Annotated in this window: 23 protein-coding genes; 7 read left to right on the top strand and 16 right to left on the bottom strand. The window is 37.1% G+C overall.

All coding sequences use genetic code 11. From position 1 onward, the window contains the following. Positions 1 to 216: 216 nt before the first annotated feature. Positions 217 to 1,413, top strand: a complete 1,197-nt coding sequence (gene kbl, locus OOA_RS17990) for a glycine C-acetyltransferase (protein ID WP_008913596.1) — start codon at positions 217 to 219, stop codon at positions 1,411 to 1,413. A 22-nt stretch (positions 1,414 to 1,435) separates the two neighbouring features. Further along, positions 1,436 to 2,461 (top strand): L-threonine 3-dehydrogenase, encoded by a 1,026-nt coding sequence (tdh, locus tag OOA_RS17985; RefSeq protein ID WP_008913595.1) that lies wholly within the window; start codon positions 1,436 to 1,438, stop codon positions 2,459 to 2,461. A gap of 251 nt (positions 2,462 to 2,712) precedes the next feature. Here tdh and tnpA read toward each other — a convergent pair whose 3' ends face one another. Continuing rightward, entirely contained in the window at positions 2,713 to 3,120 is a 408-nt protein-coding gene (gene tnpA / locus OOA_RS17980) for an IS200/IS605 family transposase (protein ID WP_008913594.1), read from the bottom strand. A 46-nt stretch (positions 3,121 to 3,166) separates the two neighbouring features. Here tnpA and OOA_RS17975 point away from each other — a divergent pair, with 46 nt between their 5' ends. Further along, entirely contained in the window at positions 3,167 to 4,258 is a 1,092-nt protein-coding gene (locus tag OOA_RS17975) for an RNA-guided endonuclease InsQ/TnpB family protein (protein WP_040691911.1), read from the top strand. A 152-nt stretch (positions 4,259 to 4,410) separates the two neighbouring features. On the opposite strand, the gene OOA_RS17970 is transcribed toward OOA_RS17975, so the two are convergent. After that, positions 4,411 to 5,421, bottom strand: a complete 1,011-nt coding sequence (locus tag OOA_RS17970; protein ID WP_008913592.1) for a divergent polysaccharide deacetylase family protein — start codon at positions 5,419 to 5,421, stop codon at positions 4,411 to 4,413. Between the two features lie 319 nt (positions 5,422 to 5,740). Then, positions 5,741 to 7,033, bottom strand: coding sequence for a murein hydrolase activator EnvC (envC, locus tag OOA_RS17965; protein ID WP_008913591.1), 1,293 nt, complete (start codon positions 7,031 to 7,033; stop codon positions 5,741 to 5,743). A 701-nt stretch (positions 7,034 to 7,734) separates the two neighbouring features. Here envC and OOA_RS17960 point away from each other — a divergent pair. The 4 genes from OOA_RS17960 (at position 7,735) to cysE (ending at position 10,883) form a co-directional block, all read left to right on the top strand. Further along, a complete protein-coding gene (locus tag OOA_RS17960) occupies positions 7,735 to 8,169 on the top strand; it encodes a rhodanese-like domain-containing protein (protein ID WP_008913590.1) in 435 nt (144 codons plus the stop codon). Between the two features lie 239 nt (positions 8,170 to 8,408). Further along, the gene (gene secB, locus OOA_RS17955; RefSeq protein WP_008913589.1) at positions 8,409 to 8,873 is read left to right on the top strand and encodes a protein-export chaperone SecB; all 465 of its coding nucleotides are present in this window, start codon (positions 8,409 to 8,411) and stop codon (positions 8,871 to 8,873) included. Between the two features lie 8 nt (positions 8,874 to 8,881). Then, positions 8,882 to 9,916 (top strand): NAD(P)H-dependent glycerol-3-phosphate dehydrogenase, encoded by a 1,035-nt coding sequence (gene gpsA, locus OOA_RS17950; protein WP_008913588.1) that lies wholly within the window; start codon positions 8,882 to 8,884, stop codon positions 9,914 to 9,916. Positions 9,917 to 10,061: 145 nt separating this feature from the next. Beyond that, positions 10,062 to 10,883, top strand: coding sequence for a serine O-acetyltransferase (cysE, locus tag OOA_RS17945; RefSeq protein WP_008913587.1), 822 nt, complete (start codon positions 10,062 to 10,064; stop codon positions 10,881 to 10,883). A 153-nt stretch (positions 10,884 to 11,036) separates the two neighbouring features. Here cysE and trmL read toward each other — a convergent pair whose 3' ends face one another. From trmL to OOA_RS17880, 13 genes are all read right to left on the bottom strand, one after another. Next, a complete protein-coding gene (trmL, locus tag OOA_RS17940) occupies positions 11,037 to 11,540 on the bottom strand; it encodes a tRNA (uridine(34)/cytosine(34)/5-carboxymethylaminomethyluridine(34)-2'-O)-methyltransferase TrmL (protein WP_008913586.1) in 504 nt (167 codons plus the stop codon). Between the two features lie 275 nt (positions 11,541 to 11,815). After that, positions 11,816 to 12,841 (bottom strand): UDP-glucose 4-epimerase GalE, encoded by a 1,026-nt coding sequence (gene galE, locus OOA_RS17935; RefSeq protein WP_008913585.1) that lies wholly within the window; start codon positions 12,839 to 12,841, stop codon positions 11,816 to 11,818. Positions 12,842 to 12,858: 17 nt separating this feature from the next. Then, positions 12,859 to 14,937 (bottom strand): polysaccharide biosynthesis tyrosine autokinase, encoded by a 2,079-nt coding sequence (locus OOA_RS17930; protein ID WP_083880306.1) that lies wholly within the window; start codon positions 14,935 to 14,937, stop codon positions 12,859 to 12,861. Between the two features lie 34 nt (positions 14,938 to 14,971). Next, positions 14,972 to 15,400 (bottom strand): arsenate reductase/protein-tyrosine-phosphatase family protein, encoded by a 429-nt coding sequence (locus OOA_RS17925; RefSeq protein ID WP_008913583.1) that lies wholly within the window; start codon positions 15,398 to 15,400, stop codon positions 14,972 to 14,974. 5 nt (positions 15,401 to 15,405) lie between these two features. After that, positions 15,406 to 16,560 carry a polysaccharide export protein gene (locus OOA_RS17920; RefSeq protein ID WP_008913582.1) on the bottom strand — a complete coding sequence of 385 codons (1,155 nt, stop codon included), beginning with the start codon at positions 16,558 to 16,560 and terminating at the stop codon, positions 15,406 to 15,408. Between the two features lie 236 nt (positions 16,561 to 16,796). Continuing rightward, on the bottom strand, positions 16,797 to 17,921 hold the full coding sequence (locus tag OOA_RS17915; RefSeq protein ID WP_008913581.1) for a glycosyltransferase family 4 protein: 1,125 nt from the start codon (positions 17,919 to 17,921) through the stop codon (positions 16,797 to 16,799). 141 nt (positions 17,922 to 18,062) lie between these two features. Further along, complete coding sequence (locus OOA_RS17910; protein ID WP_008913580.1) at positions 18,063 to 19,157, bottom strand: glycosyltransferase; 1,095 nt, start codon at positions 19,155 to 19,157, stop codon at positions 18,063 to 18,065. Between the two features lie 90 nt (positions 19,158 to 19,247). Then, positions 19,248 to 20,258, bottom strand: coding sequence for an EpsG family protein (locus OOA_RS21420; protein WP_008913579.1), 1,011 nt, complete (start codon positions 20,256 to 20,258; stop codon positions 19,248 to 19,250). A gap of 4 nt (positions 20,259 to 20,262) precedes the next feature. Continuing rightward, positions 20,263 to 21,036 (bottom strand): glycosyltransferase family 25 protein, encoded by a 774-nt coding sequence (locus OOA_RS17900; RefSeq protein WP_008913578.1) that lies wholly within the window; start codon positions 21,034 to 21,036, stop codon positions 20,263 to 20,265. A 223-nt stretch (positions 21,037 to 21,259) separates the two neighbouring features. After that, a complete protein-coding gene (locus OOA_RS17895) occupies positions 21,260 to 22,255 on the bottom strand; it encodes a glycosyltransferase family 2 protein (RefSeq protein WP_008913577.1) in 996 nt (331 codons plus the stop codon). A gap of 1 nt (position 22,256) precedes the next feature. After that, positions 22,257 to 23,378 carry a polysaccharide pyruvyl transferase family protein gene (locus OOA_RS17890; RefSeq protein ID WP_008913576.1) on the bottom strand — a complete coding sequence of 374 codons (1,122 nt, stop codon included), beginning with the start codon at positions 23,376 to 23,378 and terminating at the stop codon, positions 22,257 to 22,259. Beyond that, a complete protein-coding gene (locus OOA_RS17885) occupies positions 23,378 to 24,742 on the bottom strand; it encodes a Coenzyme F420 hydrogenase/dehydrogenase, beta subunit C-terminal domain (RefSeq protein ID WP_008913575.1) in 1,365 nt (454 codons plus the stop codon). The genes OOA_RS17890 and OOA_RS17885 overlap by 1 nt, the downstream gene beginning before the upstream one ends. 3 nt (positions 24,743 to 24,745) lie before the next feature. Then, entirely contained in the window at positions 24,746 to 26,269 is a 1,524-nt protein-coding gene (locus OOA_RS17880) for an MATE family efflux transporter (RefSeq protein WP_008913574.1), read from the bottom strand. Between the last annotated feature and the right edge of the window lie 185 nt (positions 26,270 to 26,454).

Below are 26,454 nucleotides of genomic sequence, written 5' to 3'. Positions count from 1 at the left end.
ATGGGTTAAGTACAAAATGAATATGAATTATTTAGCATAATAACATTTCTCAACGCTGACGACAGCATAAGTGACAGACAAACATCCTCAACACTTTCTTTTTATAGGACAATGATCGTGATCTTGGCTGCAAACTTGACTTATTTATGCTGCGTAAGTCGCTAGTTATAGTGTCTATTATTAAACTGAAAAGTAGTCCAATAATAGGAATAAATCATGTCAACGCAATTTTATCAGCAGATTAATCAGCAATTAGAACAAACAGAAGCGGCAGGGTTGTTTAAACGTGAGCGCATTATCACCTCTTCGCAGGATGCGGATATTGAAATTGTCGGTGGTAAGAAAGTCGTTAACTTTTGTGCGAATAATTACCTTGGTTTAGCCAATCACCCCGATTTAATTAATGCAGCAAAAGAGGGGATGGATAGCCATGGTTTTGGTATGGCCTCAGTGCGTTTTATTTGTGGTACGCAAGATAATCATAAAGTTCTCGAAAAAAAATTAGCGGACTTTTTGGGAATGGAAGATTCAATCCTCTACTCCTCGTGCTTTGATGCTAATGGCGGGTTATTTGAAACCTTGTTAGGGCCGGAAGATGCGGTGATCTCTGATGCATTAAATCACGCATCAATCATTGATGGGGTGCGTTTGTGTAAGGCGAAACGTTATCGTTATCCCAATAATGATATGGCAGAGCTAAGAACTTGCCTTGAAGAAGCAAAAAAAGCCGGAGCTCGCCATATCTTGATTGCGACTGACGGCGTTTTTTCGATGGATGGGGTGATTGCGAACCTTAAAGCTATTTGTGATTTGGCGGATGAGTATCAAGCACTTGTTATGGTTGATGATTCTCACGCTGTGGGTTTTGTCGGTAAAAATGGTCGTGGCACTCATGAATATTGCGATGTCATGGGGCGTATTGACATTATCACGGGCACTTTAGGTAAAGCACTTGGTGGTGCGTCTGGTGGATATACCGCAGCTAAAAAAGAAGTCGTTGAATGGTTACGTCAGCGTTCTCGCCCTTACTTATTTTCAAATTCACTCGCTCCAGCCATTGTTTCAGCATCAATTAAAGTGATCGACATGATGAGTCAAGGTGATGAGTTGCGTTCTCGCTTATGGTATAACGCTGCATTATTTCGCGAAAAAATGTCTGCCGCAGGTTTTACTTTGGCAGGTGCTGATCACGCTATTATCCCAGTTATGTTGGGGGATGCGGCTCTCGCACAAAAATTTGCAAACGAACTCCTTGAAGAAGGCATCTATGTGACGGGCTTCTTTTACCCTGTAGTCCCTCAAGGGCAGGCGCGCATTCGCACGCAAATGTCTGCCGCTCATAGTGAAGAAGACATCTTACGCGTCGTTGACGCATTCACCCGCATTGGCAAAAAACTAAATGTTATTTCTTAAAATAATTAAATAAGGCCACACAATGAAAGCACTGTCTAAATTAAAAGCAGAAACGGGTATATGGATGACAGATGTTCCGAAGCCGGAACTTGGTCACAATGATGTGATGATTAAAATTCGTAAAACAGCAATTTGTGGTACGGATGTACATATCTATAACTGGGATGAATGGTCACAGAAGACTATCCCAGTCCCAATGGTGGTCGGTCATGAATATATTGGCGAAATTGTTGCAATTGGGCAGGAAGTTAAAGGGTTTAAAATAGGCGATAGAGTGTCAGGGGAAGGGCATATCACCTGTGGATATTGCCGTAACTGCCGTGGTGGTCGAACGCATCTATGCCGAAATACGATAGGTGTTGGTGTCAACCGAACGGGTAGTTTTGCTGAATATCTTGTCATTCCTGCCTTTAATGCTTTTAAAATCCCCGATAACATTCCTGACAATATTGCTGCTATCTTCGACCCGTTTGGTAATGCGGTGCATACGGCGCTTTCTTTTGATTTAGTTGGTGAAGATGTATTGATTTTGGGTGCTGGGCCTATTGGTATTATGGCTGCTGCGATTTGTCGTCACGTCGGTGCTCGGCATGTCGTGATCACTGATATTAATGATTATCGCCTTGATCTTGCAAAAAAAATGGGCGTCACGCGCGCGGTAAATGTTAGTCGTGAAAATCTCAAAGATGTGATGAACGAGCTAGATATGAAAGAAGGCTTTGATGTGGCTTTAGAGATGTCAGGGGCGCCAGCCGCGTTTAATACTATGCTGGACACACTGAACCATGGTGGCCGAATTGCTCTGTTAGGAATTCCATCATCTCAAATAGCGATAGATTGGGGAAAAGTCATCTTTAAAGGGTTATTTATCAAAGGGATTTATGGCAGGGAAATGTTCGAAACCTGGTATAAAATGGTTGCATTGATTGAATCAGGTTTAGATCTTTCGCCGATTATCACCCATGAATACTCTATCGATGATTTCCAAAAAGGGTTCGATATTATGAGGTCGGGTCAATCGGGCAAGGTGATATTGAACTGGGATTAATTCGTAGCCGTAATACGTCAATTTGTTTTGGCTGAGCAAGTCATTACCCGAATCACATAATGATGTGATTCGGGATTACATTGTGTTATCGCGTAATTACGATTGGTATAATTATTGGATAATTTACGGCTATTGATTGTGATGAAATAGCAAAAGCGAAAAAATACGATCACCGTGACATGTCACCTATTTTTTGCGGGAAGCCCCTCCCTTTTAGGGAGGGGAGGTAGAGCAAAGCCCGAGCAATCGGGCTAATGAGGGCGGTTTTGTTGCTCAATATACCGCTTTAAAACCTCAAGAGGCGCACCGCCCACACTACCAGCAAAATAAGACGGCGACCAAAGTGCGTCATTCTTCCACGCTGGCTTATGTAGTTCAGGAAAGTGCAATTTCATCTTGCGACTACTGACCCCTTTCAAACTATTAACCAGCTTGCTGATTGCTACTTTCGGCGGGAAATTTATTAGCATATGGATGTGATCTTGTTCTCCGTTAAACTCCACTAAATCAACCTCAAATTGTACGCAGACTCCGCGCATAATTTCCTCCATCTTCGCTAAATGAACTCCTTCAAAAATTCGCCCGCGATACTTAGTTATAAAAATTAAATGAGCGTGAAGCATGAAAACACAATGCCGACCCGTCCTAATTCTCTCCATAGACCAACCTTGAAATTATGCCGCCAATTGCTTATTATAATGCCATATGAGCATTTACACCAAAACATTATCAGTCAGAGTGAAAGACAAACACGCCGCTTTATTGCGTCAAATGGCGTATGAGGTCAACCAAGCATTTAATCTGGCAAATGAGATAACCTACAAAGCGTATAGCAATGTGGGTGAATTTGGTGCGCAGGTTCCAAAATGGCTAACCGCGTTTGATGTACAAAAGTTAACGGCGGGCATCCAGAAAGAAAGGGGCTGGACTATTGGCAGCGCGACCATTCAGGAAGTTATAGCCGAGCATGGCAAGGCGCGAAAGCAATTTAAGCGGGCAAAACTCCGTTGGCGTATAAGTGGCGGTACTAAACGGTCATTGGGCTGGATACCGTTTAAATCTCGCGCGGCTACTTGGCAGAACGGGCAAGTTAAGTTTGCTGGGCATCTTTTTAAGGTTTGGGATAGTTACGGAATGAGTGGCTATAAATTCCGTGCGGGTAGTTTTTCTGAGGATAGTCGTGGGCGCTGGTATTTTAATATTTGTGTACAGGCAGAAAGCCAGCCAACGGAAGGAAAAACTGCTGTAGGGCTTGATTTAGGACTGAAAGACTACGCCACACCATCCCACGGCGAAAAGCTAGCGCGAGGTAACTTCTACCGCGATTTAGAGCCAGTTTTAGGTAAGGCACAGCGGGCGAATAAAAAAGCTCGAGTGAGAGCCATACACGCAAAAATTAAAAATCGCCGTAAAGATGCCTTACATAAATACAGCACAGCATTGGTTAAACACAATGCTGCAATCTTCGTAGGCAACGTGAGCGCCAGCAATTTAGCTAAAACTAAAATGGCTAAAAGCGTTTTAGACGCAGGCTGGTCAATGCTCAAAACCCAACTGGAATATAAAGCGATAGCGCGGTCAGTGGTGTTTGCAGTGGTCAACGAAAGTTATTCCACCCAAGTTTGTTCGTGTTGCGGGGCAATCTCCGCCAACAGTCCGAAAGGTAGAGCAGGTCTTGGAATAAGAGAATGGTCTTGTTGTGAGTGTGGAACCACTCATGACCGCGACGTAAACGCCGCAAAGAACATCCTCGCGGCGGGGCATCGCCGTCTAACTGTAGGAATCCCCGCCCTTTAGGGCGGGGAGGATGTCAAGAAATTCTGCTTAAGCCGCACTAACGTTGATGTCAGCAGGAATTAGTTAACATTCGAATTATTTTAAATAACTATCTTTTCAGGTTTCAAGCAGCCCATTTCTGAGGGCTACTTGAAGATTAAGGTATGTCGCAACTAAGGTTTTTGCTGCATAAACAGTGGGCGTTTATTTTTTGACAACAAGGGCTGTAGCGTGTTGTCTTGATATATTGCCTCAACAACAAACATCAAAATATTAATTCCTTCGAGCTGAGTTTCTGAACCAGTTTCTGGTAATTCAAATTCACATATACCAACGCTAATGGGTTCTGGCTGCTTGATTTTTGGCTCAGTAGGCACTTTTTCTGGTGGCTGTTTAGGGCTTTCAGGTTGCATTTTTAACGGTTTGTTTTCTTTTGGTTTTTCGCCTTTAGGTTGCTCATGGCTATTGAGCAATGCACTAACAGCAACTAGCTCAATATCAGCAGGTAATTGGGGAAGATATTTTTGCAATGCGCGCACTGTTGATGGGTGAGGATGACCAATCGCAATCGCATTACCATGTTTTCGGGCGTAGGCGACTGCTTTATTTAACTGTGCCCGCGTCTCTTCTTCGGATTGGTGATTGTCGAGAAAAATATGGCGGCGTACCACAGGAACACCAAATTCATTGGCTGCTTTAGCCGCTTGCGTATTACCAATCGTCACACTGTCTAAAAAGAAAAATTTAGACTGAGCGAGTGAGCTCATCACATTGCGCATCCCCGCTAAGCTGGATGTCATTTCACTTCCCATATGATTGTTCATGCCTGTTGCATAAGGCACTTGGCTAATGGCGCGTTTAATAATTCGATCAACTTCCGCTGCACTCATTGATGGTGCGAGCGTATTTTTTTCTAACGGCTGCTTACTCAATGGTTTCATTGGCATGTGGATCAAGATTTCACGCCCTTGCTGATGTGCTTTATTGGCAACTAACTGGCCATGGGGTGAATCAGGTAAGACTGCAATAGTGACAGGCGTTGGAAGGGCTAAAATTTGATTATCTTCTTTAGTGCGATAGCCAAAGTCATCAATGACAATCGCTAATTTTGCAGCACTAGCCTGAAGACTCATCGCTAACAGAGATAAACAAATGAGCACTTTTGAAGGCTGGTGTTTCAACATAATTATTTCCCTAACTATTTATACTCGTCATTCTTTAAGTTGTAGCGCGTGTGTTGAGAATAGAATGCTTTATCTGGGTGTGGTTGATCTTTATTGCTTATTTACACGTAAACTAATTTATGACTATAGCTTAAATAATTCGAGATGCATGTAATTATACTCGTCATATTTCAAGTTGCAGAGTTGTTGACTGCTCTTAGCGAGTCGAGTCACATAGTTTATCTATATTCCCCGACTATCTTTATTTGTCGCCAAACTCGAATTTAAATTATTTTGAGTATGGTCAGCATGCATCTCGATGTATGACGGATACTTGCGGTTATTTACCTAGCCATGGACGCGGGTTAACCGTTTTACCCTGCCGGCGAATTTCGAAGTACAGCGCAGGGCGCTCTTGACCGCCACTACTTCCGACTAATGCAATGGGCTGCCCAGCACGAACCTCTTGCCCAACATTAACAAGGGCACTTTGGTTGTAACCATACAAGCTCATATCGCCTTTACCATGTTCCACCACGACTACGAGGCCATAACCTTGCAGCCAGTCTGCAAGTAATACTCGGCCATCTGCAATCGCTTTAACTTGTGTCCCTTCATTGGCACCAATAACCATACCTTTCCAGCTTAATTCGCCGGAAATAGCCTCGCCATAATTGTGAAAAATTTGCCCACGTACCGGCCATAATGCTTGCCCTGCTGGGCGGCCAAGCCCTCCTGTACGTGACATCAGTGAACGTTCGCTCTCAGAAGGCTTATAGCTTGCACCTGTTTGTTTCGCTTTACGTTCTTTTTCGGCAACCTCAGCACGAATTCTTGCTGCCTCACGCGCTTCTCGTTCTGCTCTTGCCTTCGCTTCACGCTCTGCACGAACAATTTTATCGCGTAGTCTCGATTCATTCTGTCTCATGACGGCGAGATTTTTTTGGTCTTCTTTTAGCGTGCTTTCAAGTGCGGTTAGTGTGTCTTTTCTTGCTGCTTGCGCGTTATCTAATTTACGTTTCTCTTGTTGCTGACGCGCAAGTGCTGATTTTTGTTCTGCTTGTTTTTTTTGTTCTAATTGTTTTTGTTGATGCAATTCAAGGGTTGTGGTTTCAAGCTGTTTAATGTTTTTTTCGCGTGCCTGATTTAGGTAGCTGTAATAAGCAAGGATCCGCTCTTCACGTTGGCCTTCTTCACCTTTCAAAAATAGTGATAGACCTTGATGCTTACCTAATCTAAATGCGGAATCCAGTTGTTCAGACAGTAACCTTTCATGTTCGGTTTTTTGTTTTTGTAACCGGCTAATATTGCTATTTAACGAAGAAATATCTTTATCTAATTGTTTGAGTTGGGTTTGAGTTTCATGTAAATCACGGCCAGCCGCAGAAATAGTTTTTTCTTGTTGCTGGAGTTGACCTAAAAGCGCGGCTCTTTTAGCTTGCTGGTCTTTTACACTTTTTTCTTTTTCAGCAATATTTTGCAGCAGGTTTTGCAGCTGATCTTTGTTTTCTGTGATCTGATTGGCCGCTATCGCAGACGTCAACGGTAGGGATATTAAGCCACAAGCGAGCAATGTTGAGGCAATAGCCTGACGAATAAATGATATTTTCATCCGGTTATGATTGTTGGCCATTCTGATAGAAAACCTCGAATAAATGCGATAGCTAATTATTTCATCTGATAGCCACGGTTACTAGCACCCAATTCTTAATATTATTGAAAAATATTATGAATTTACCCGTCATACTTAATGTTGTAGCGCGTACGTTGACAATTATGTTGACACATAAAGTGTATCACTTAGCGAGTTAAGCTACCGTGTTACCTATATTCTTCTACTTTTTCATCGAAATAGCTTTGCAGCACTGATGTCCTAAACGAATAGTGCTCTGGCTATAATTCGACCACTATTATGTTGTCATTTTATTGATTGTATAGTGTATCGTTCAATTTTGTATCATTAAATCAAATATTATTATGGTGGCCTATTGTTTTTTGTGAGTTTTTGTCGTGAGTTATCCGCATTTGCCAATAAAAATCTACGAAAACTAAGATATAACAAGTATTAAATATAATTGTTAAGTTGAATTATCCTCAAAAACCAATGCTTAGGCTTAGCGAAACTCAACGTATTTCATGTGTTGTATACCTTTAAATGCCATGGTTTAGTATAAAAAAAAGCCATTTTGTTGTGAATAAAGGCTATTTTTGCATAGTGTTTCGCAAAAAAATCAATGTTGTTTGCGCTAACTGGCTGTAATTAGTTCAACACACAGGTATACTCTGAGCCCTTTGATATTCGTTTTTAACTAACGGGAGTGATTGCCCCCCATGATGCAAGAAATCATGCAATTCGTCAGCCGGAATATGTTACTGAGTCTGGTTTGGATAGCGCTACTTATCGCTGTGGTCTTAATGACCTTTAAAGGTTTGTTCTCTAAATCAAAAGTGATCACTCGCGCACAAGCGATTGCTCTGATTAATAAAGAAGAAGCTGTCATTGTGGATTTACGTACACGTGACGATTTCCGTAAAGGGCACATTATCGATTCTATCAACCTAACGCCGTCCGAAATTAAAGATAATAATTTAGGTGAGCTAGAAAAACATAAGCAGAAATCAGTGATTGTTGTTTCTGCAAGTGGTATGGAATCAGGTAAGCCTGCTGAGCAATTAGCACAACACGGTTTTGAAAAAGTCTTTGTCCTGAAAGAAGGGATTGCTGGCTGGTCAGGTGAGAACCTGCCGTTAGCGCGTGGTAAAAAGTAATTTATCCGGCATGTAAGCGTCATACAAACCTTTCAAATTGCGAAAAGGTAGCAGATGAAGTTGCTCTGATGAGTCTATACTCTTAATAATTTAAATTGCAGGCTGGCGATTATAAAATCTATTTATACGCATTAATCAGTCTGCAATTTTGGGAAGCTTCATTGTACCAAACCCTGCAATTTAACGTATGACGGGGTTCATGATTAAAATTCATATGGAAGTTAAAAGGTACTAAAATTATGTCAGAACAAAACAACTCAGAAATGGTATTTCAAATCCAACGTATCTATACCAAAGATATTTCATTTGAAGCACCTAATGCACCACATATTTTCCAACATGAGTGGCAGCCAGAAATTAAATTGGATTTGGATACCTCTTCTACCCAATTAAGCGAAGGCGTTTATGAAGTTGTTTTGCGTGTTACTACAACAGCAAAACTGGGTGAAGAAACTGCATTCCTGTGCGAAGTTCAGCAAGCAGGTGTTTTCTCTATCGAAGGTATCGATGGTACGCAAATGGCGCATTGTTTAGGTGCATACTGCCCGAACATTCTGTTCCCATATGCACGTGAAGCAATCACAAGCATGGTCGGTCGTGGTACATTCCCTCAGCTGAACCTGGCTCCAGTAAACTTTGATGCGCTATTTATGAGCTATTTGCAGCAGCAAGGTGAACAAGCGCCGAGCAGCGAAGTTCAATAGGACGCTTAATGAATACTGCTTCAATGACAGTGATCGGTGCCGGTTCTTACGGCACCGCTTTAGCAATTACGTTAGCACGTAATAGCCATCAGGTTGTGCTTTGGGGCCATGACCCTAAGCATATCCATAAGTTAGAACAAGAACGTAGCAATCAGGCGTTTTTGCCTGGCGTTTCTTTCCCTGATAGTTTATCTCTCGAAACGGATCTTAAACGCGCCGTGGAAGTGAGTCTTAATATCTTGATCGTGGTACCTAGCCATGTTTTTGGTGATGTACTCAAGCAAATCCAACCTTATCTTCGAGCTGGCTCACGCATTATTTGGGCAACCAAAGGCTTAGAGAGAGACACGGGGCGCTTATTACAAGATGTAGCACGTGAAGTATTAGGCAATGAAATTCCTCTCGCGGTTTTATCGGGGCCGACTTTTGCCAAAGAGTTAGCCGCAGGCATGCCGACAGCGATTTCAATCGCAGCGACTGATAGCCAATTTGGTGATGAACTTCAGCAGCTATTCCATTGCGGTAAAAGCTTCCGAGTGTATAAGAACTCCGATATGGTTGGAGTACAACTGGGCGGCGCGGTTAAGAACGTTATTGCTATCGGCGCGGGTATCTCAGATGGCATGGGTTTTGGTGCCAATGCACGTACCGCTTTAATCACGCGTGGTCTTGCTGAGATGAGTCGTCTTGGTGCTGCTTTGGGTGCAGATCCTTCCACCTTTATGGGCATGGCAGGGTTAGGTGACTTAGTGTTAACCTGTACTGATAACCAATCTCGTAACCGTCGTTTTGGTATGATGCTTGGTCATGGTGTTAGCGTGACAGAAGCAGAACAAGAGATTGGCCAAGTAGTTGAAGGTTATCGCAATACTAAAGAAGTGAAAGCACTGGCTGAGCGTGCAGGTGTTGAGATGCCAATTACTGAGCAAATTTATCAAATACTCTATTGCCATAAAAATGTTTTAGAGGCAGCACAAGCCCTATTGGGACGTGCAACAAAAGATGAAATTGCCGACATGTCAAAATCTAAAGACAATACCTAAAATCATTCAAGTTGCTTGTCTGTGACAAAAAAAGCAGGTGGTGGGGTCATAAATAAACAATATGCCCCAACTCGCTGAGCTTCATTCGCAATCAAGCAATTTGAAGTATAAGGTATCTAAAATAATAAATTTTAAGTGAGTCATTATGTCGCGAGAAGAATTGGATAGGATTTGGGGGTTTATCAAAGATGAAGCAAAGTCACTTGCTGAATGTGAACCACTGCTAGCCAGTTTTTTTAATGCAACGCTGCTAAAGCATGACAACCTTGGTCGCGCGCTGAGTTATATGTTAGCAAACAAGCTTAGCTCCCCGATCATGCCTGCAATAGAAGTGAGGGAGATTGTTGAAGAAGCGTATCGTAATGATGAACAAATGATTTTTTCTGCGGCTATGGATCTATCAGCCGTACGCTTACGTGACCCTGCGGTGGATAAATACTCAACCCCACTACTATACCTGAAAGGTTTTCATGCACTGCAAGCCTATCGAATTGGCCATTGGTTATGGCTAGAAGGCCGCCAAGCATTAGCGATTTATCTACAAAATCAGGTTTCAGTCTCGTTTGGGGTGGATATTCATCCTGCGGCTCGAATTGGTTGTGGCATCATGCTTGACCATGCAACGGGTATCGTCATTGGTGAAACTGCGGTTGTTGAAAATGATGTTTCAATTTTGCAATCTGTCACATTGGGCGGTACAGGGAAAACCTGTGGCGACCGTCACCCAAAGGTGCGTGAAGGCGTGATGATTGGTGCCGGTGCTAAAATTCTGGGCAATATTGAAATAGGCCGTGGTGCTAAGATTGGCGCAGGCTCTGTTGTACTGCGTGATGTTCCCCCTCATACCACCGTTGCTGGCGTGCCCGCCCGTATAGTTGGTAAACCTAATAGCGATAAACCTTCACTCGAAATGGATCAAAACTTCAACGGCGCTCTTTATGGCTTTGAAGATGGTGATGGCATTTGATTTATTCGTAATCTTTTAATTGATTATTGAATGCGAGTATCAATAAAGCTTATTGCGTGACTCAACTTTGTGATAAAAAATTCGGCGTGACATGTCACGTTTTTTAATCATAAATCAAAGCCCAATCAATCTAATATTGAGCTCTAATCATATTCAATCTTTAAGCAGTGCGCCGGGGTAACCCAATTGCCGCCATGCTTCAAATACCACCACTGCCACTGAATTCGATAAATTCATACTGCGGCTATCGGCAAGCATTGGAATGCGAATTTTTTGTTCTATTGGCATATTGTCCAGCACATAAGGTGGCAGCCCACGAGTCTCAGGGCCAAACATCAAATAATCATCTTGTTGATAGCTGACATTGCTATGGCTAGGCTTACCTTTGGTGGTCAGCGCAAATACCCGCGCCCCAGTAGCAGACTGGTTATTATCAGGGTTCAAGCCTTCACTTTCTAAAAAAGCAAAGTAATCATGATGATGTTTGATATCCGCAAATTCGCTGTAATCTAACCCTGCACGGCGCAGACGCTTATCATCCCAAGTAAAACCAAGCGGATGAATAAGGTGAAGGCTAAAGCCAGTATTGGCACAAAGACGAATAATATTGCCCGTATTTGGTGGGATTTCAGGTTCGAACAAAACAATATGTGGCATAGAGAATGGCTACATTAAGCAGCAAAGTTAAGGGAAACAATAGGTAAGGATTTTACGCGCAAATCAATCAAGTTGCATGTGGTTGTTAAGGAATATCTGCGTTATCGTTTAAATTAAATGAACAGATTACTCATACCGCACTGAGCTTATTAAGCGAGAATCGGTTTAATTTTCTGCTGGCATACAACTTGAAGTATGACTTGTATAAAGTATAAAAACAAAAAAGCGGGCTTGATTATGCGCCCGCTTTCAAATGTATTGGATTTAATTAACGCTTAACGTTTATAGCCGTTAGGGTTTTGAGCTTGCCAGCGCCAGCTATCATTGACCATATCTTGAACAGAGTACTGAGCCTGCCAACCTAAATCTGCCAGTGCTTTTTTAGGGCTAGACCAACACTCAGCGATATCACCCGGGCGACGATCAACAATTTTATATGGAATGTGCTTATCAGATGCTTTTTCAAATGCGGCAATCATCTCTAAAACGCTAGTGCCTTTACCTGTTCCTAAATTATAAGTATGCAATCCCGCTTTTTGGCTTACTTTATTTAAGGCGGCAATATGCCCGCTCGCTAAATCCATCACATGGATATAATCACGCACCCCAGTTCCATCTGGTGTTGGGTAATCAGAACCAAAGACCATCACTTCTTTATGACGACCAACCGCCACCTGCGCAATATAAGGTGTTAAGTTATTTGGAATACCTTGAGGGTCTTCACCAATCAAACCGGATTGATGAGCACCAACAGGGTTAAAATAGCGCAGTAAAGTTAGAGACCATTCCTTGTCAGCAATATTCAGGTCAGTGAGAATACGCTCAACCATATATTTGCTTGTGCCGTATGGATTAGTCGTACCGCCAACCGTTGATTCTTCGGTTAGTGGCACTTCTTCAGGGTCGCCATACACAGTCGCAGAAGAACTAAAGATCAGGCTTTTTACGTTTGCCTTTTTCATGCTCTCAATCAATACCAAAGTCCCATTGACGTTATTGTCATAGTACTCAATCGGTTTTTGTACTGACTCGCCGACCGCTTTTAAGCCAGCAAAATGAATGACTGAACTGATGGCATGCTCAGCAAAAATTGCGTCTAAAATAGTCTGATCACGCACATCACCTTCATAAAAAGTCGGTTTTGTACCGGTAATCGTTTCAATGCGGTTAAGCACTTCAGGGTTGGCATTGCACAGATTATCTAAAATAATCGGCTGAATACCTTGTTCAATCATCTGTACACAGGTATGGCTACCAATGTAGCCAAGCCCGCCAGTTACTAAGACTTTTGCGTTATTCATTTCACTTTCCTGTGCGGCTAGTATTCATACACATAGTTATAGTCGTCTGATTTTGAATCGATACCATTGAGGATCACACCTGTGATTTCAATATCATTTTGCTTAAAGCGTTTCATCGACAGTTCAACATCTTTCACCGTATTCACGCCGTAGAAGGCGATAAGCAGTGAAGTACCGACATATTTACCGATTACCGCGGAGTCTGTAATGGCGAGTATCGGTGCGGTATCAATAACCACAATATCATATTGCCCTTTCACGTCATCGAGCAAATGCTTGAAACGCTCACTCATTAGCAGTTCAGAGGAGTGAGTGACGTTTTTACCACGGCAAAGAACATCAAGATTTTCAATTACACTGCGGTGAATCGTTGGCTGGGTGGTATCTTGTTGAGATAAGTACTCAGAAAGGCCTGACTCATTATTTAAATCAAAAGCTTGATGAATACGGCCTTTACGTAAGTCAGTGTCTATCAACAGCACTTTTTTGCCCGCATTTGCTAACACAACCGCCATGTTAGAGGTGACAAAGCTTTTACCGACCCCAGGCGAAGCACTGGTGACCATGACAAGATTGTTACCTTGGTTCATGACTGAGAAGTAGACACTGGTTCTCAGGGAACGAATGGCTTCAACTGCGGTATCTGCTGGGTTTTCAAGGGAAAGTGGCCGTTTATTACCAGCCGCAACCATTTTTTTCTCAACTTCTGAGTACGGGATCGTCGCATAAACGTTAATTCCCAGCGCATCAATATCTTCCGTTCCTTTAATTTTATTATTAAAAAATTCACGAGCAATCACATACGCGCAACCGATAATAAAACCGAGAATGGCAGCGAGAACTAAAATTAATGCTTTTTTCGGCGCAACGGCATTAGGCTGTGACTCAGCAGTGTCAATAATTCGCACATCCGCAGTAATACCGGAGTTTAATACGCTAAGTTCTTGCTGTTTGCCCACTAATTGGTTGTAAATCGCTTGCTCAGACTCCACATCACGGGTTAAACGCACAATCTGTTGCTGAGTATTCGGTAACTTCTGAATACTTTGGGTAATTTTATCTTTTTCACGTAACAGCTGCTGGCGTTTATCAATCAGTGACTGATAAGCAGGGTGATTTCGGGTATACAGTTGCTGTATTTCGACTTCTTTAAAAGTGAGCTCATTAAGCTTTGCTTCGACCTGCAATGCGGTATCAAGTGCAGCTTTTGCTTCTAAAGATAAATCAATCGATTCATTCTTTTTACGGAAAGTATTTAACTGGTTTTCGTAGTTATCCAGTTTGGTTTTAATTTTCGGTAAGTATTCGTCTAAAAACAGTAGCGTGTTATTAGTAACTTCTTTCTTACGCTCGGTATTTTGGTCAACATAGTTTTGAATAATACTATTAAGGATTTTAACGTTCTCAGCTTTATCAGCCCCTTTAATTGACATGCTAAGAATACCTGTTCCTTTACCGACTTCAGCAATGGTTAGGGTATTACGCAGATTTTCAATTGTTTGATAGCGGGCATTTTTAACCAATGTAAATTCTTGGCCTACCTCTGCAACTAAAGATGATACTAATAGGTTTATATCATCATGCTTGAGTAATTCACCAACTTTACCTTCGACCACTTGCCCATCAATATTCAGTGAATACTGGTTGTCACCTAAATAGGTTAAAGTTGCAGGTTCCCCGACCAAAGTATCGGGTACGAAATAAAGTGCAACAGTGGCTTGGGCATCACTTTTGAATATTTTATTTAAAAAGCCGGCTGGAGTGATACTGGTATCTAAATTAAGGTTAGCGACTGTTTTACCCAATACCATCCGTGATTTAATCACTTCAATCTCAGAGTCTACTTGGCTATTATTATTTGCAAATGGCATGACATCGCTCATTTGGTCTAATAGCGAGACTTGGCTCATTTTATCATATTGCAGCGTGGCGTTTGCTTGGTAAATCGGGGTTGCTAGAAAGCTATACGCCGCGGCAATTAAAATAAAGATAATGGTAAAAAAGCCAATTTTAAGGTAGCTCGACTTTAATACTTTAAATAACGCCAACAGGTCGATTTCATCTGAGGCTGGGGAGCTGTGTTTTGTCATGTTCATAATCAGTTAAACGTTGAGTCTTCCAAAAGTAAAATTAAATTTTCCCTTGCCACTGCAAGACGGCTTTTTCCATTAGTTGATAAACATGTTCAAACATTTCATCACTACGTTTATGGGGATCTGGGATTTCAGTTTTATTTAGCCATTGACCAAACAGCATCACTTTTCCACGGGTTTCGGGGAATTGCCGATGGATTTTATCAATATGTGAGCATTCCATCACTAGGATTAAGTCTGCTTCTTTAGCTAATTCGCTGGTTAAACGACGTGACTGGTGGTTTTCTAATGAGAGGCTATGGTTTTGGGCAATGCGGATTGAACTATCATAGGCGGGCATATCATTTTTAGCGATAATACCCGCGGAGTGAATTTTTTTGTCGGGAAAATGAGTTTGTAACAAACGCTCCCCTGTCGGGGAGCGACAGATATTACCCATACAAACAATGAGAATATTGTTAAACATGGTGATTACCAATCATGAATACGCTTAGTGCCTTCAGTTAACTGATTATAGGCTGCGATAGTTGGTAGTAACTGGGTAATCAAACGGTTCCAGCGTACAATAGGAGCCGCTGTTACATAGACCAAATCATAAGGCTTGAGTTTAAATTCAGTGCCCATCACCATTGAGGTGGCATCCGATAAATCTAATTGATAAACCGCCGCCATTTTCTTCGGTAACAGCTCATCAAGTTCTTTATCACCAGATGACTGATTTTTAAGTGGACGAATAACAAAGACACCGGTTGCATTCGCTGTGGTTTGGTTAACGCCACTGGCTTTACTCAAGGCTTCGGTAATACTCATACCTGCACGATCAATGGTTAACGTGGTTGGTTGGCTAACTTCACCCATCACAAACACTTTTTGGCCATCATTACGCGGCACATATAGTACATCACTTGGTAGCATCAGGTAGTTTTGAGTTAAATCACCATACTGTACTAAGGATTGGAGTGAGATTTTAATTTCTTTGCCGTTACGTGTTAGTACCACATTATCCCAATCGGCTTTCTCCGTTAGACCACCGGCGGTATTAAAGGCTTCAAGAATGGTTAATGGCACGTTAGTAATCGGCAATGTTCCCGGCTTACCAACTTCACCCGAAACATAGATTTTCTGTGAGCGGAATGCCGCGATACTAACATCGACTTGCGGTGACTCAATGTAAGTTGCAAGGCGATCACTGACTAAGGTACGGATTTCAGTGACCGTTTTACCGATAACTTTCACTTTACCAATATATGGGTAGTAGATAGTACCATCAGAGTGAACCCAGTTACCTGAGTCTGCGGCACTACGGTATGAACCAGCAGGAATAGTCAATTCAGGGTGATCCCAAACTGTTATAGTTAATACATCACCCACCCCAACGCGGTACTCATAAGTTGAAAGTTGCTTATCAAGGGTCGGGTTTGGTTTGGCAATATCTTGTGGGGTATACAGTTCATCTAATAGTTTTGGTGAAATCGGGTAGATATCAACAAATTTTGAGATATCGCGATCACCAGTGTCGACAACATTTTTACCTGAGGTTGACATGTAGACACCGGGAGTGATTGTGCAGCCGGTTAGAAACAGACTGACAGTTAATAGTGTAAGTGGGAGACGCTTACTAAGCACAAGACCATCCTATGATAAAAAATGTTTAGATAAGGTATAAGTGATGGGCATTATCATCATCCCCACTTATACATATTTAATATGATATTTTAAGTTGTTTGCACTGAAGGTATTTTTAGTAAAAGTAATTCGATACTGTTATTTAATGATTAATCATAACTTAGATATAATACGTTGTGATTTAATTTTTAAAATTTACTAATATGGAGTGTATTAGAATGCTAAATTGGATATTGCTAATTAATTAACATATTAATTAGTCGTGAATTAATATCATTCGCATTGTATTTATCTATTGCTATTTTATAACTTTTATTACCCATATTAATTATTTGCTCTTGATTAGTAATAAAATATTCCATTTTATTTGCCAGTGCTTTTATATCGTACTTAGGGATTATAAATCCATTTATACCATTTTCTACAGTTTCACGGCAGCCAGGCGCATCGGTTGTAATGACTGCTCTACCTATAGCCATCGCTTCTTGAGTACTCCTTGGTGACCCCTCCCGGTAGGATGGTAAAACAAAAACACTAGATTTTGCTAACCAATCAGTTACGCACCCAACATGCCCAGGATAAGTTATTAGTTCATCAGATATAAGGTCATTTAATTGGTTTTGACTTAATCCACCAGGATTACCCTCATCTAATCCCCCTAAAATTATAAATTCAACATTGGGGTATTTCTTTTTAACTAGACGTGCAGCAGCAACATATTCATGAATTCCTTTTTCTGCAAGTAATCGACCAATAAAAATAAACCGGATTGGTTGAATGGGTGGCTCAGAATAAGGATAATCATTCAAATTTAAACCGATTGCGCCAAGTATATTTACTTCTTTCACTTTTAAATTGTATTTTTCAATTAGGTCTACAGGGTCATCATTATTTAGAAAAATAATACGATCTAAAAATGGAAAAGCTAATCGATATAAATATACTTGTATCTGCTTAATAAATTTAGTTTTTATTGATACATGCCTTGGTTGTTCTGTAAAAGTGAATCCTAAACCTTCAAGCATAGCTATCCGTTTAGGTATTCTAGCTAATACAGCGGCGAGGGTGCCAAATACAACTGGCTTAGCAAAATAAGAAAATACAACATCTGGAGATATATTAATAAGGGTTTTTCTTAGTTGAATCAGAGTTTTAATGTCATGAATAGGATTTAATCCTGTTCGTTTTAGTTGATAATCTATTGGTGTGGCTCCTAAATTCTCTACTCTGTTTTTTTCATCAGAAGTATAGTCAATTGCAAAAGCAAATACTTCATGTCCTTTTTCAATTAACGAGATGATTAAATCTTTGCGGAAACCTAAAATGCTAGAAGCATTAGTTCCTATTATTGCTATTTTCATAACACCTCTATAAAACCTTATTAATAACAATTTAAGATTGAATTATTATTTGTTAATTTAATTTTTACTTATAATGTCAAATATTTCTCTAAATCAATAGGTTATTTTAAGTATTTTATATGCTAAGTATATATATATAAATTATTTTAAGAAATCAGTATATAATTTTAGCCATTCATGACTAATTTTATCTAGAGAGAATTTATCGATTACATGTTTTCTTGCATTGGCACCAATAATATTTCTTTCATGGGTTGTAAGAGATAGATATTGTACTATTGCAGAAGATAACGCATCGGAATCATTTGTTGGAATAAGGAGCCCATACTCATTGATTACTTCACTTACACCTCCTGCGTTAGTGCCAATGACTAGACGCTCACACGCCATCGCTTCTGCTACGACTAATCCAAATCCTTCCCATGCGGATGATAAGACAAATAAATCACAGGCAGACATCCAGTCCTGAACATCATGCCGTATTCCTAGCCAAATAACGTACTGAGATATATTTAATTTATCTGCAAGTTGTAGTAATTTATTTTTATCTTCTCCATCACCAATAATAAGTAATTTAGGCTGGGTAGATTTATTTAATTTTGAAAAAGCATGTAATAAGTTAGGATAATCCTTAGCTTCAGTTAGTCGACCAACTGCTAATATAATTTTTGTTTCTTCACTAATATTTATTTCTTGTCTCTTGTTCTTTCGTATATTAGCATCATAGTGGAATTTATCGGTATCAATTCCGTTATAAAATGGAATCATTCTTCCTGGTTTTGTTGCTTTCTGTGAAATGAAGGAATCTACAGCCTCTTGACTAACATTAGTAGATATCGTAGCTAAATTATCAGTAATTCTATAAAGTAATGTTCTTAATTTTCCTCCTTCATTTTTACTATGGGCTGTGCAAACTAATACCGGCATTCTGATAAATAATCGAAGTATACGAGAAAATATATTAGCGTGAATCATATGGCTATGTACAATGTCTGGTTTATAATCTGCTAATATTTTCCTTGTTTCTTTTAGCGCTAAGATGAAACTAAGGGGGGTTTTCTTCATCCCTAAAGAAAATAATTTTATATTAATATTCTCAGGTTTGATAATAATTTTTTCATTTGAAAGAGAGATTAAAATAACGTCATTATTGATTGCCAGTTTATCTGCAATCGCACAAACTTGCTTTTCAGCACCACCCATTCCAAGACCTGTAATGACAAATGCAATTTTCATTATTTAAATATTACCAAGATTAGTTTTCTAAAGGAAAGTGTAATATTTCATTACTAATAAGATTACTAATTTACTAGTAAGCTAAAATATCTATAACTGATATTCACCTATATCTGAGACTGAAATATAATTAAAGTAGAATACAAAAAAAATTAGAATAACAAATAGGATTACAAAGAAAAATGAACGTTGTTTTAGGTTTTTATATAACGCATTGCTAATATAGATGGGGTAAAATATTGAAAAATACATGCTTATTCTATTAAGTATATCAACAGGAATAGATAGTAATTGGAATATAATAAAAAACAAAGCTAGGTTTCTTATGCTATATGATTCTTGGTCATTATTGTTATCAATAAATACGCAATATATATAAATAATCAATATCCATATTTTAGTTAGTCCTAGGGTGCTCTTTGTCTCACCGAAAACATTTCCTCCGCTAAGATAATGATTAAATCCAAAATCAACAAAAGTAGAAATATATAATATTAGGTCTTTCGTATAAGTAGATAAATAAGCGAAAGAAGTAGCAATTATGCATAATATATATATGCTCTTTTTAGAGATTTTTATTTTCCTAAATATAATAAAAGGAATGGCTAATAATACTGAAGAGTGAAATAGTGAAGCTATTATGCATGCCATTATATACGTAATATTTCTTTTAGATTGAAATAGGAACGGTATTAATATAATAAATATAGCCAAGGATTGCCTGTAATAAAGCCAATTATAAAACCAAACATTTGTAATTATTAGTAATAATAATGTAAGGCTTATATTATTAGAATATTTAATGCAAGTAAGTAATAGTGATATCGATATACATATTGTTATTGTGAAAACTAATGTACTATAATTATCAAATAATGAATTAACAAAAACATAGCCAGGGTCAGTTATCTCATAACCTGCTCTATTATTAAATATATCCAGGTAGCTAAACCAATCAAATCCAACGTTTACTCGTAAAGACAAAAATAAAGATAACATTATAAATGTAAATACAGATAGTAAAGAAATTATTTTTTTGTTTTCAAAAATGGAAAGAATTGAAAATATAAATAATATTAATACTGGTAAATAATAGAACATATTGTTATCTCTTCTTTGGGATTTTTGCTATGAAAAATAGCTTTCTATATAATCCTCTCATTAATCTTATCGGCTCTAATATGATATTTTCTTTTTTTAAAAATTCTTTGCGTTCACCTTCTATACTGCTTGCAAAAGTACTGAAATCTTCACATATTAATAGTGGTCTAGAATGAAATATTTTTAAATTTAGTTTTTCTTTAATATAATGCCAATCATCAGCCATGCTAGATACTGTTAGAGAATCAAATTTATTTATACTTTTATGGTTTATAATATATCCGACTGTTCCACATGTCCAATCTTTCCATACATTACCTATTTTTATATTATTAATTTGTTGTATCGTGTTAATAGGTTCTTTAAAATAGAATTTTTTAAATTCGTCTTTTTTTAATTTAGAGTATCCTAAAATAATCAAATCCCAATCAAACTCATTTAATTTTTTTGAGGATATAAATTTAGCTAAATCTTTATCAATAATAGCATCATCTTCTAAAATTAGAAAATTTGAGGATGATGAAATGTGTTTTAATGAGGAGATAAGTTTTAGATGACTTAGTGTACATCCAATTTCCCCCTTTGTTAAAGGTCGTGAAGGTTTGTTATATTCTGTATCATTAATAACGTATGAGTTTACTGTCGATTCATCCGTGAATCTAAAATCAATTGCATCATAAAAAGAAAAATCTAAATTAAATTTCTTTAACTGGTCAGATATATTTTTGCGACGTTCGTGCTCCGATGTTAAAGATATTACGTATATTAATGTCTTCATTGCTAAGCTTGACCCTATTGATAAATTAATTGATTAAATTTACTTAAAATATTATTTTCCATTATGGATGAGGTAATTGTTTAAGAGGGTATAATGTTGTTATCAGAGTTAAATTTATTTGAATTTTATCCTAAAGACTTACTCTCGCTATTAGCTATGTGTTTATAGCTAATTATGGATATGGTATAGTTAGATAGTGCCTTGTTGCTTGTATTTTAATTTTCTACATACTTAATTTAATATTTCTTAATTTCCTATAAATAAAATATAATTTATCTATAGGCTGATGTAAAAAAAGTAATCCATGTTTATTGATTAAAAACATTATTTTTAATATTTTGGGTGCATTATAACTATTTATTAAATAATTAGTTTCAGGATATAAGTTTAATCCTTTTTTAATATTTCCCAATTCTCCATTTGAATGAATAATGAAAAAGGCTCTAACATTTAGTTTGAAATAATCAAAGCTTTCTTGAACGTTGCTTAAGTAGTTATTATTTATTAAAAATGTTTCTGCTGTTTTAGTTACATTCAATATATCGTCAAGTGATTGCTTTGAGTAGTTATATGTGAGTGAGTCTTGATTTGTTTTATTATAATAATAAAGTGGTTCAGATATATGAGAGATTTTATTAGAGTGATAAATCATCATTAACGTGACTAAAAAATCCTCCCCCATATTTAAATCCTTAATATATGTTATGTTATTTTCAGTAAGAATAGATTTTCTTACTAATTTATCCCAGTTCATATTACTGATTTGCCCAGTAAGTAAGGCTTCTATATTTCTTTGTTTTGAAAAAAAATGCTGCTGATGAATATGAATTTTTTTTCTTTTATATACTTCAGTATAATCACATATTACAATATCCGCATTATCTTCAATTGCTTTTTTATATAAATATTGTAGCCAGTTTTCATCTACCCAGTCATCACTATCAAAATGAATTATATATTCACCTTGAGCTAATTTTACTCCTTCGGCTCGAGTTGCCGCAACGCCCTTATTTTCACGTGTAATTAAGGTGACAGTATTATTATGGCTGGAATATTTATCTAATATATCCTTTATAATAGATAAAGAATTATCCGTTGAGCCATCATCAATAATTATAAACTCTAGGTCGCTTAGTTTTTGAGTAATTAAACTTATTAACGATTTTTCTATGTTTTTTTCTGAATTATATACCGGCATTATTACAGATATTTTTGGCATGTTATTTTTTTTCACCTAGAGCATTTGTGATAAATAGTACAGAATGCTCTTTTTTGATTTTTAATAAATCATTTATTATCGTATAATTTATGGGTAGTAGGTTAAGTGTTTTTTCAAGATCTTGCAATTGAACTATGAGGTGATTTTCTAAGTTAAATAATTTTAAAATAGATAAAAAACGAGCTAATCCTCTATCATTATTTCCAATTGCAATAAACGGCTTGTTAAAAATAATAGAAAAGACAACGCCATGGAATGAATCGGTCACTATAAATTTGGCATCCATAAACCCTTTAAGCCATTTTGTCACTGGTGGATAAACATCATCAATATCATTAGGCATGATACTATATGGTTTTAGTTTATATTTATTTTTAACTTCACTAATGATTCTTTTCTTTTCTTCTGTTTGATCCAGGACGTACACCATCATATCGCCATCTAAAGGAGGAAGATTATCTTTTTTAATTAATTCTATATAATCATCTTTTTCAAGTAAAAGTGTAGGGTCTAATACATGCTCTGCTTTTATGCCAAAATGTCTATCACATAAATTGACAGCAGAATCTTCTCTGACGCCAATGAGATCAAATTTTTTAGCGAGGGCTGTATATCTAATAAGTTCATCTTTAGAAAACTCATCACAGTGGTCAACACCGAAAGAAGCAGCATATGCGATACGTTTTGTTTTAATATCATCCTTCAAAAATTCAAGAAAAAAGGCAGACATTCCTGGGGAGTAAGGTGGACGCCAAACTTGATCACTTCCTACGATATAAGCATCAAAATTATATTGAGTAAGATAGGTAAATTCTTCTAGGCTAGTTATTAATTGAGTTCTATTAATGTTTTGAGCTATAAAACGAGCTGAGTGTTGGTTTATTTTATTTTTATCTTTTTCAGTTAAGGGAAGAATAGATTTGATTTTTTTTCTAAAAATATATTTCTTAGTTATATTTAATGCAATTCCCTTAAACCCAAAAAATCTAGGTTTGTTTTCTTTTTGAAAATCCACGGTCATTACATCGTGACCGTGTTTTTTTAAAAATGCTTGCAACGCATAAGCTTGTAATAAACCGCCATAATTATTGCGCAGTGGTTGGGTTAAAATTCCGATCTTCATTATGAAATAACCTTTTTAATTCGTTTAATAATTCCGCGTTGAATATGATTTAATCTAGTCAATTTTCTTAAAATAAATAAGTTATTATACATTTTCTTATCAAAAACAAATGAATCTTTTTGCTCAGCCCAAATTTCTAAACTTCTTTTTCTTGTTATCATTCTCATTTGTTGGATTAGCTTAAGCAATAAAGATATATTAGAGTTATCAAATCTTTTTGGCGGAACATTAACTCCTTTCGATAAAGCTTTATTCTTTCTATATAAAAGCCCTGCGTGCCGATGATTATAGCTTCCTTGCTGGGATGCTAAAAATTGCTCTTGTGGTAAGATTGATATATCCAATTCATTTTTTAGAACGCCATCTTGAAGAAGATTTTCAGCTAGTATAGATCTTGTTACTATAACATTAGTACCTTTTCCATCATTGGAGTATGGCTCTAACCATGCATCACCTAAAGAGATATCTGCTAGTTCAGTAGTCACATCATCACAAAAATCACATGCATTTGCTTTAAACAAGCCAGTTCCCCACATGTCACCGACTTTCCACATTTTTATAATTTTTTGTTCGCCAGTTTTATCTATGCATGAAAACGCATAATTATGTGCAGTACTATTGATATCCTTTACTCTAAAATCTGGCTTTTTATATTCAAGTGGTGATGCGCTTGCTTTACTTGCCAAGTATTCTGCAAAAAATGTACTTTTTATTCCACCACAAATAATTCCTATTAAAAATTTAATTTTTTGTTTTAAAGTAGGATCATAATATTGCGCAAGCCTTATTCCTTTGATAAAACATGCAACGCCAACAATAGCAAAATTACCTTCAAGTTCTTGTATTTTTTTTAAAACATTCTCTAATGTCACGGGATAATATTTTGTTTTTGCGGCCGCATTTAACTGTTCTTCAGAGCTACTTATGGAATATTCGTAGTGCAAATTATCACTTTCTGATTCTTTTACAGAAATTACGTGTTGGATAATGCCTTTTCTTAATAGTTCAGTTAGTAAATATGTTGCTATCCCACCAGACGATGAAGTTAGTCTATGCTTAATGGAGTGACCAGCGTAAAGACCAATATAGTGGCCTATTTTAGGATGTTCATGCGTATTTTCTTTCAAGAATAAATCAGCTATTTCATTCTCTGTTTTGACTACACTTTCGGGATTCGGGTTAAATGGGCATACATTAATACATGTACAATCATCTTTGCATTCTTTTATTTTGACTGGTGTATAAAAACCATATTCATTTAATTTCATTCTAAGTGACTTGCTAGAGCACGCTGAAGCACATAGACCGCAACCAGTACACAAATCTTTTTTAACGACAGAATCAATAATTTTACTGCAGCTCATAAATTACCCATTAAATTTACGTAATATTATATTTTTTATATATTGTCTTTCACTAGCATTAAAGCCGATTAGCCAAATGCTAGTGATAACAATTAACCATACTGATATACATAAAATGATAAAATGTAAAATATGATTATCTATATATTTTGATATTATCCATGATGGAATAAAAGATAAAACCACGATAATAATTGATTTTAAAATAACATTAGAATAAAAACCAGATGTGATTTTAGGGATTAACAATTCTAATAATTTCAATCGCAAGGTAAGTGCGATTAGAGATAAAGTAATAGTAATGGTATAAGTGTATTGGGGGGGGGCACCTAATGTTAATATTAAATATGATAGTGGTATATTTAATATTAACAGTGAACCAACAATAATCTGATAACCTTTGATTTTTCCTGTTGCTTGAAAGGCTGTCATTAACGAACTTGAAAAGCTAATAATCAATGTATCTATAATTAATAATTGGCAAAAAATAACAGTATAATCAGGTATTTCCCCAAGCCATATTTCAAGTATATATTCTGTTTTTAATAAAATAGGTAATGATAAAAAGTACATTAGGAAAAAGGAATATTTAGAGCAAGAAAATACGAGTGATTTCATATTATTAATATCATTTATTGCATAAGACTTCACTATCTGAGGGCTCACGGAGGTTTGAAGGTTTGCTACAAAACCACTTATTGCTGTATTTACTTGAAATGATATTGCTCTGGCTGCGTTCACAGAAGGGCCAAAAAAAATGTTGAGTAATATATTAATTCCTTGATTATAACCTACTGATGCAAGGTTTCCGAATAAATTCCAGCCAGTATAACTAAATAATTTTTTAAAAAGAATCTTATCCCAATATAATTTGAAATTTGAATTTCTAAAATTATATTTATTGTATAAATAATAAAAAAACAATACTAAAAAATTCACAATAGAAAGTAAAATGGAATAGGTTATAAGCTTATCTTCATTTGTAACTCTAAGCAGGAAAACAATAATTAACTTTAATACTACATCAATTATACCTATATAAGCAAAAAGCCTCATCTTTTCATGTGCAATTATATTTGCAGTATATGGAATACTTAATACGGTAATACAAAAAGATATTATAGAAAATTGAAATACCCAATTAGCTGCTATTATTCTATCTTGGGGTATAATTATATACGTATTTAAGAACCATACTCCTATTGTTTCTGCTATTATTATTGAGGCTACAATTATCAATATATGTATATTCATGCTCATTTTAAATACATTAGACAATTGTTTTTGATCATTTTTTCCTAATTCGTAAGAAAAAAATCTTTGTGTCGCAGATGTCATTGCCCCACTCATGAAGGATAGCATTGTAACAATACCTGCAACTACATTGAAAATACCAAAATCATCGATTCCTAATGTTTGTAATATTACTCTTGATGTATATAAAGAGAGTAATAGAGTGATTATCATTCTAAAATATAAAAATAATGTATTTTTTACAATTCTATTGTTGTTTTTATGGTTTGTCATAATTTATTTCTTTTGATATTACTTCCTATCGTAACCACTACAAAGAACAAAGATAGGGTATCACTATATAGCATAGTTCCATATCAATTATAGTTGAATAATTATACTAAATTGGCCTTTATGTAGTTAGGTATACCCATAGCTACCGCACTGGGTTGTCGGGTCCCAGAGCGCCATTGAATTTT

It is taken from the genome of Providencia burhodogranariea DSM 19968 (assembly GCF_000314855.2).
GTDB classification, from domain to species: Bacteria; Pseudomonadota; Gammaproteobacteria; order Enterobacterales; family Enterobacteriaceae; genus Providencia; species Providencia burhodogranariea.
This window is presented reverse-complemented; position numbering and strand designations above follow the sequence as displayed.

What these genes read in the sequence shown, in the direction of transcription:
- trmL (WP_008913586.1), bottom strand. Translation starts at nt 11,540, where the DNA reads ATGCCACATATTGTTTTGTTCGAACCTGAAATCCCACCAAATACGGGC.
- envC (WP_008913591.1), bottom strand. Translation starts at nt 7,033, where the DNA reads ATGGCCAACAATCATAACCGGATGAAAATATCATTTATTCGTCAGGCT.
- OOA_RS17975 (WP_040691911.1), top strand. Translation starts at nt 3,167, where the DNA reads ATGAGCATTTACACCAAAACATTATCAGTCAGAGTGAAAGACAAACAC.
- gpsA (WP_008913588.1), top strand. Translation starts at nt 8,882, where the DNA reads ATGAATACTGCTTCAATGACAGTGATCGGTGCCGGTTCTTACGGCACC.
- secB (WP_008913589.1), top strand. Translation starts at nt 8,409, where the DNA reads ATGTCAGAACAAAACAACTCAGAAATGGTATTTCAAATCCAACGTATC.
- OOA_RS17925 (WP_008913583.1), bottom strand. Translation starts at nt 15,400, where the DNA reads ATGTTTAACAATATTCTCATTGTTTGTATGGGTAATATCTGTCGCTCC.
- OOA_RS17885 (WP_008913575.1), bottom strand. Translation starts at nt 24,742, where the DNA reads ATGAGCTGCAGTAAAATTATTGATTCTGTCGTTAAAAAAGATTTGTGT.
- OOA_RS17930 (WP_083880306.1), bottom strand. Translation starts at nt 14,937, where the DNA reads ATGAACATGACAAAACACAGCTCCCCAGCCTCAGATGAAATCGACCTG.
- tdh (WP_008913595.1), top strand. Translation starts at nt 1,436, where the DNA reads ATGAAAGCACTGTCTAAATTAAAAGCAGAAACGGGTATATGGATGACA.
- OOA_RS17970 (WP_008913592.1), bottom strand. Translation starts at nt 5,421, where the DNA reads ATGTTGAAACACCAGCCTTCAAAAGTGCTCATTTGTTTATCTCTGTTA.
- kbl (WP_008913596.1), top strand. Translation starts at nt 217, where the DNA reads ATGTCAACGCAATTTTATCAGCAGATTAATCAGCAATTAGAACAAACA.
- OOA_RS17880 (WP_008913574.1), bottom strand. Translation starts at nt 26,269, where the DNA reads ATGACAAACCATAAAAACAACAATAGAATTGTAAAAAATACATTATTT.
- OOA_RS21420 (WP_008913579.1), bottom strand. Translation starts at nt 20,258, where the DNA reads ATGTTCTATTATTTACCAGTATTAATATTATTTATATTTTCAATTCTT.
- OOA_RS17910 (WP_008913580.1), bottom strand. Translation starts at nt 19,157, where the DNA reads ATGAAAATTGCATTTGTCATTACAGGTCTTGGAATGGGTGGTGCTGAA.
- OOA_RS17960 (WP_008913590.1), top strand. Translation starts at nt 7,735, where the DNA reads ATGCAAGAAATCATGCAATTCGTCAGCCGGAATATGTTACTGAGTCTG.
- OOA_RS17915 (WP_008913581.1), bottom strand. Translation starts at nt 17,921, where the DNA reads ATGAAAATAGCAATAATAGGAACTAATGCTTCTAGCATTTTAGGTTTC.
- galE (WP_008913585.1), bottom strand. Translation starts at nt 12,841, where the DNA reads ATGAATAACGCAAAAGTCTTAGTAACTGGCGGGCTTGGCTACATTGGT.
- OOA_RS17895 (WP_008913577.1), bottom strand. Translation starts at nt 22,255, where the DNA reads ATGCCAAAAATATCTGTAATAATGCCGGTATATAATTCAGAAAAAAAC.
- tnpA (WP_008913594.1), bottom strand. Translation starts at nt 3,120, where the DNA reads ATGGAGAGAATTAGGACGGGTCGGCATTGTGTTTTCATGCTTCACGCT.
- OOA_RS17890 (WP_008913576.1), bottom strand. Translation starts at nt 23,378, where the DNA reads ATGAAGATCGGAATTTTAACCCAACCACTGCGCAATAATTATGGCGGT.
- OOA_RS17900 (WP_008913578.1), bottom strand. Translation starts at nt 21,036, where the DNA reads ATGAAGACATTAATATACGTAATATCTTTAACATCGGAGCACGAACGT.
- cysE (WP_008913587.1), top strand. Translation starts at nt 10,062, where the DNA reads ATGTCGCGAGAAGAATTGGATAGGATTTGGGGGTTTATCAAAGATGAA.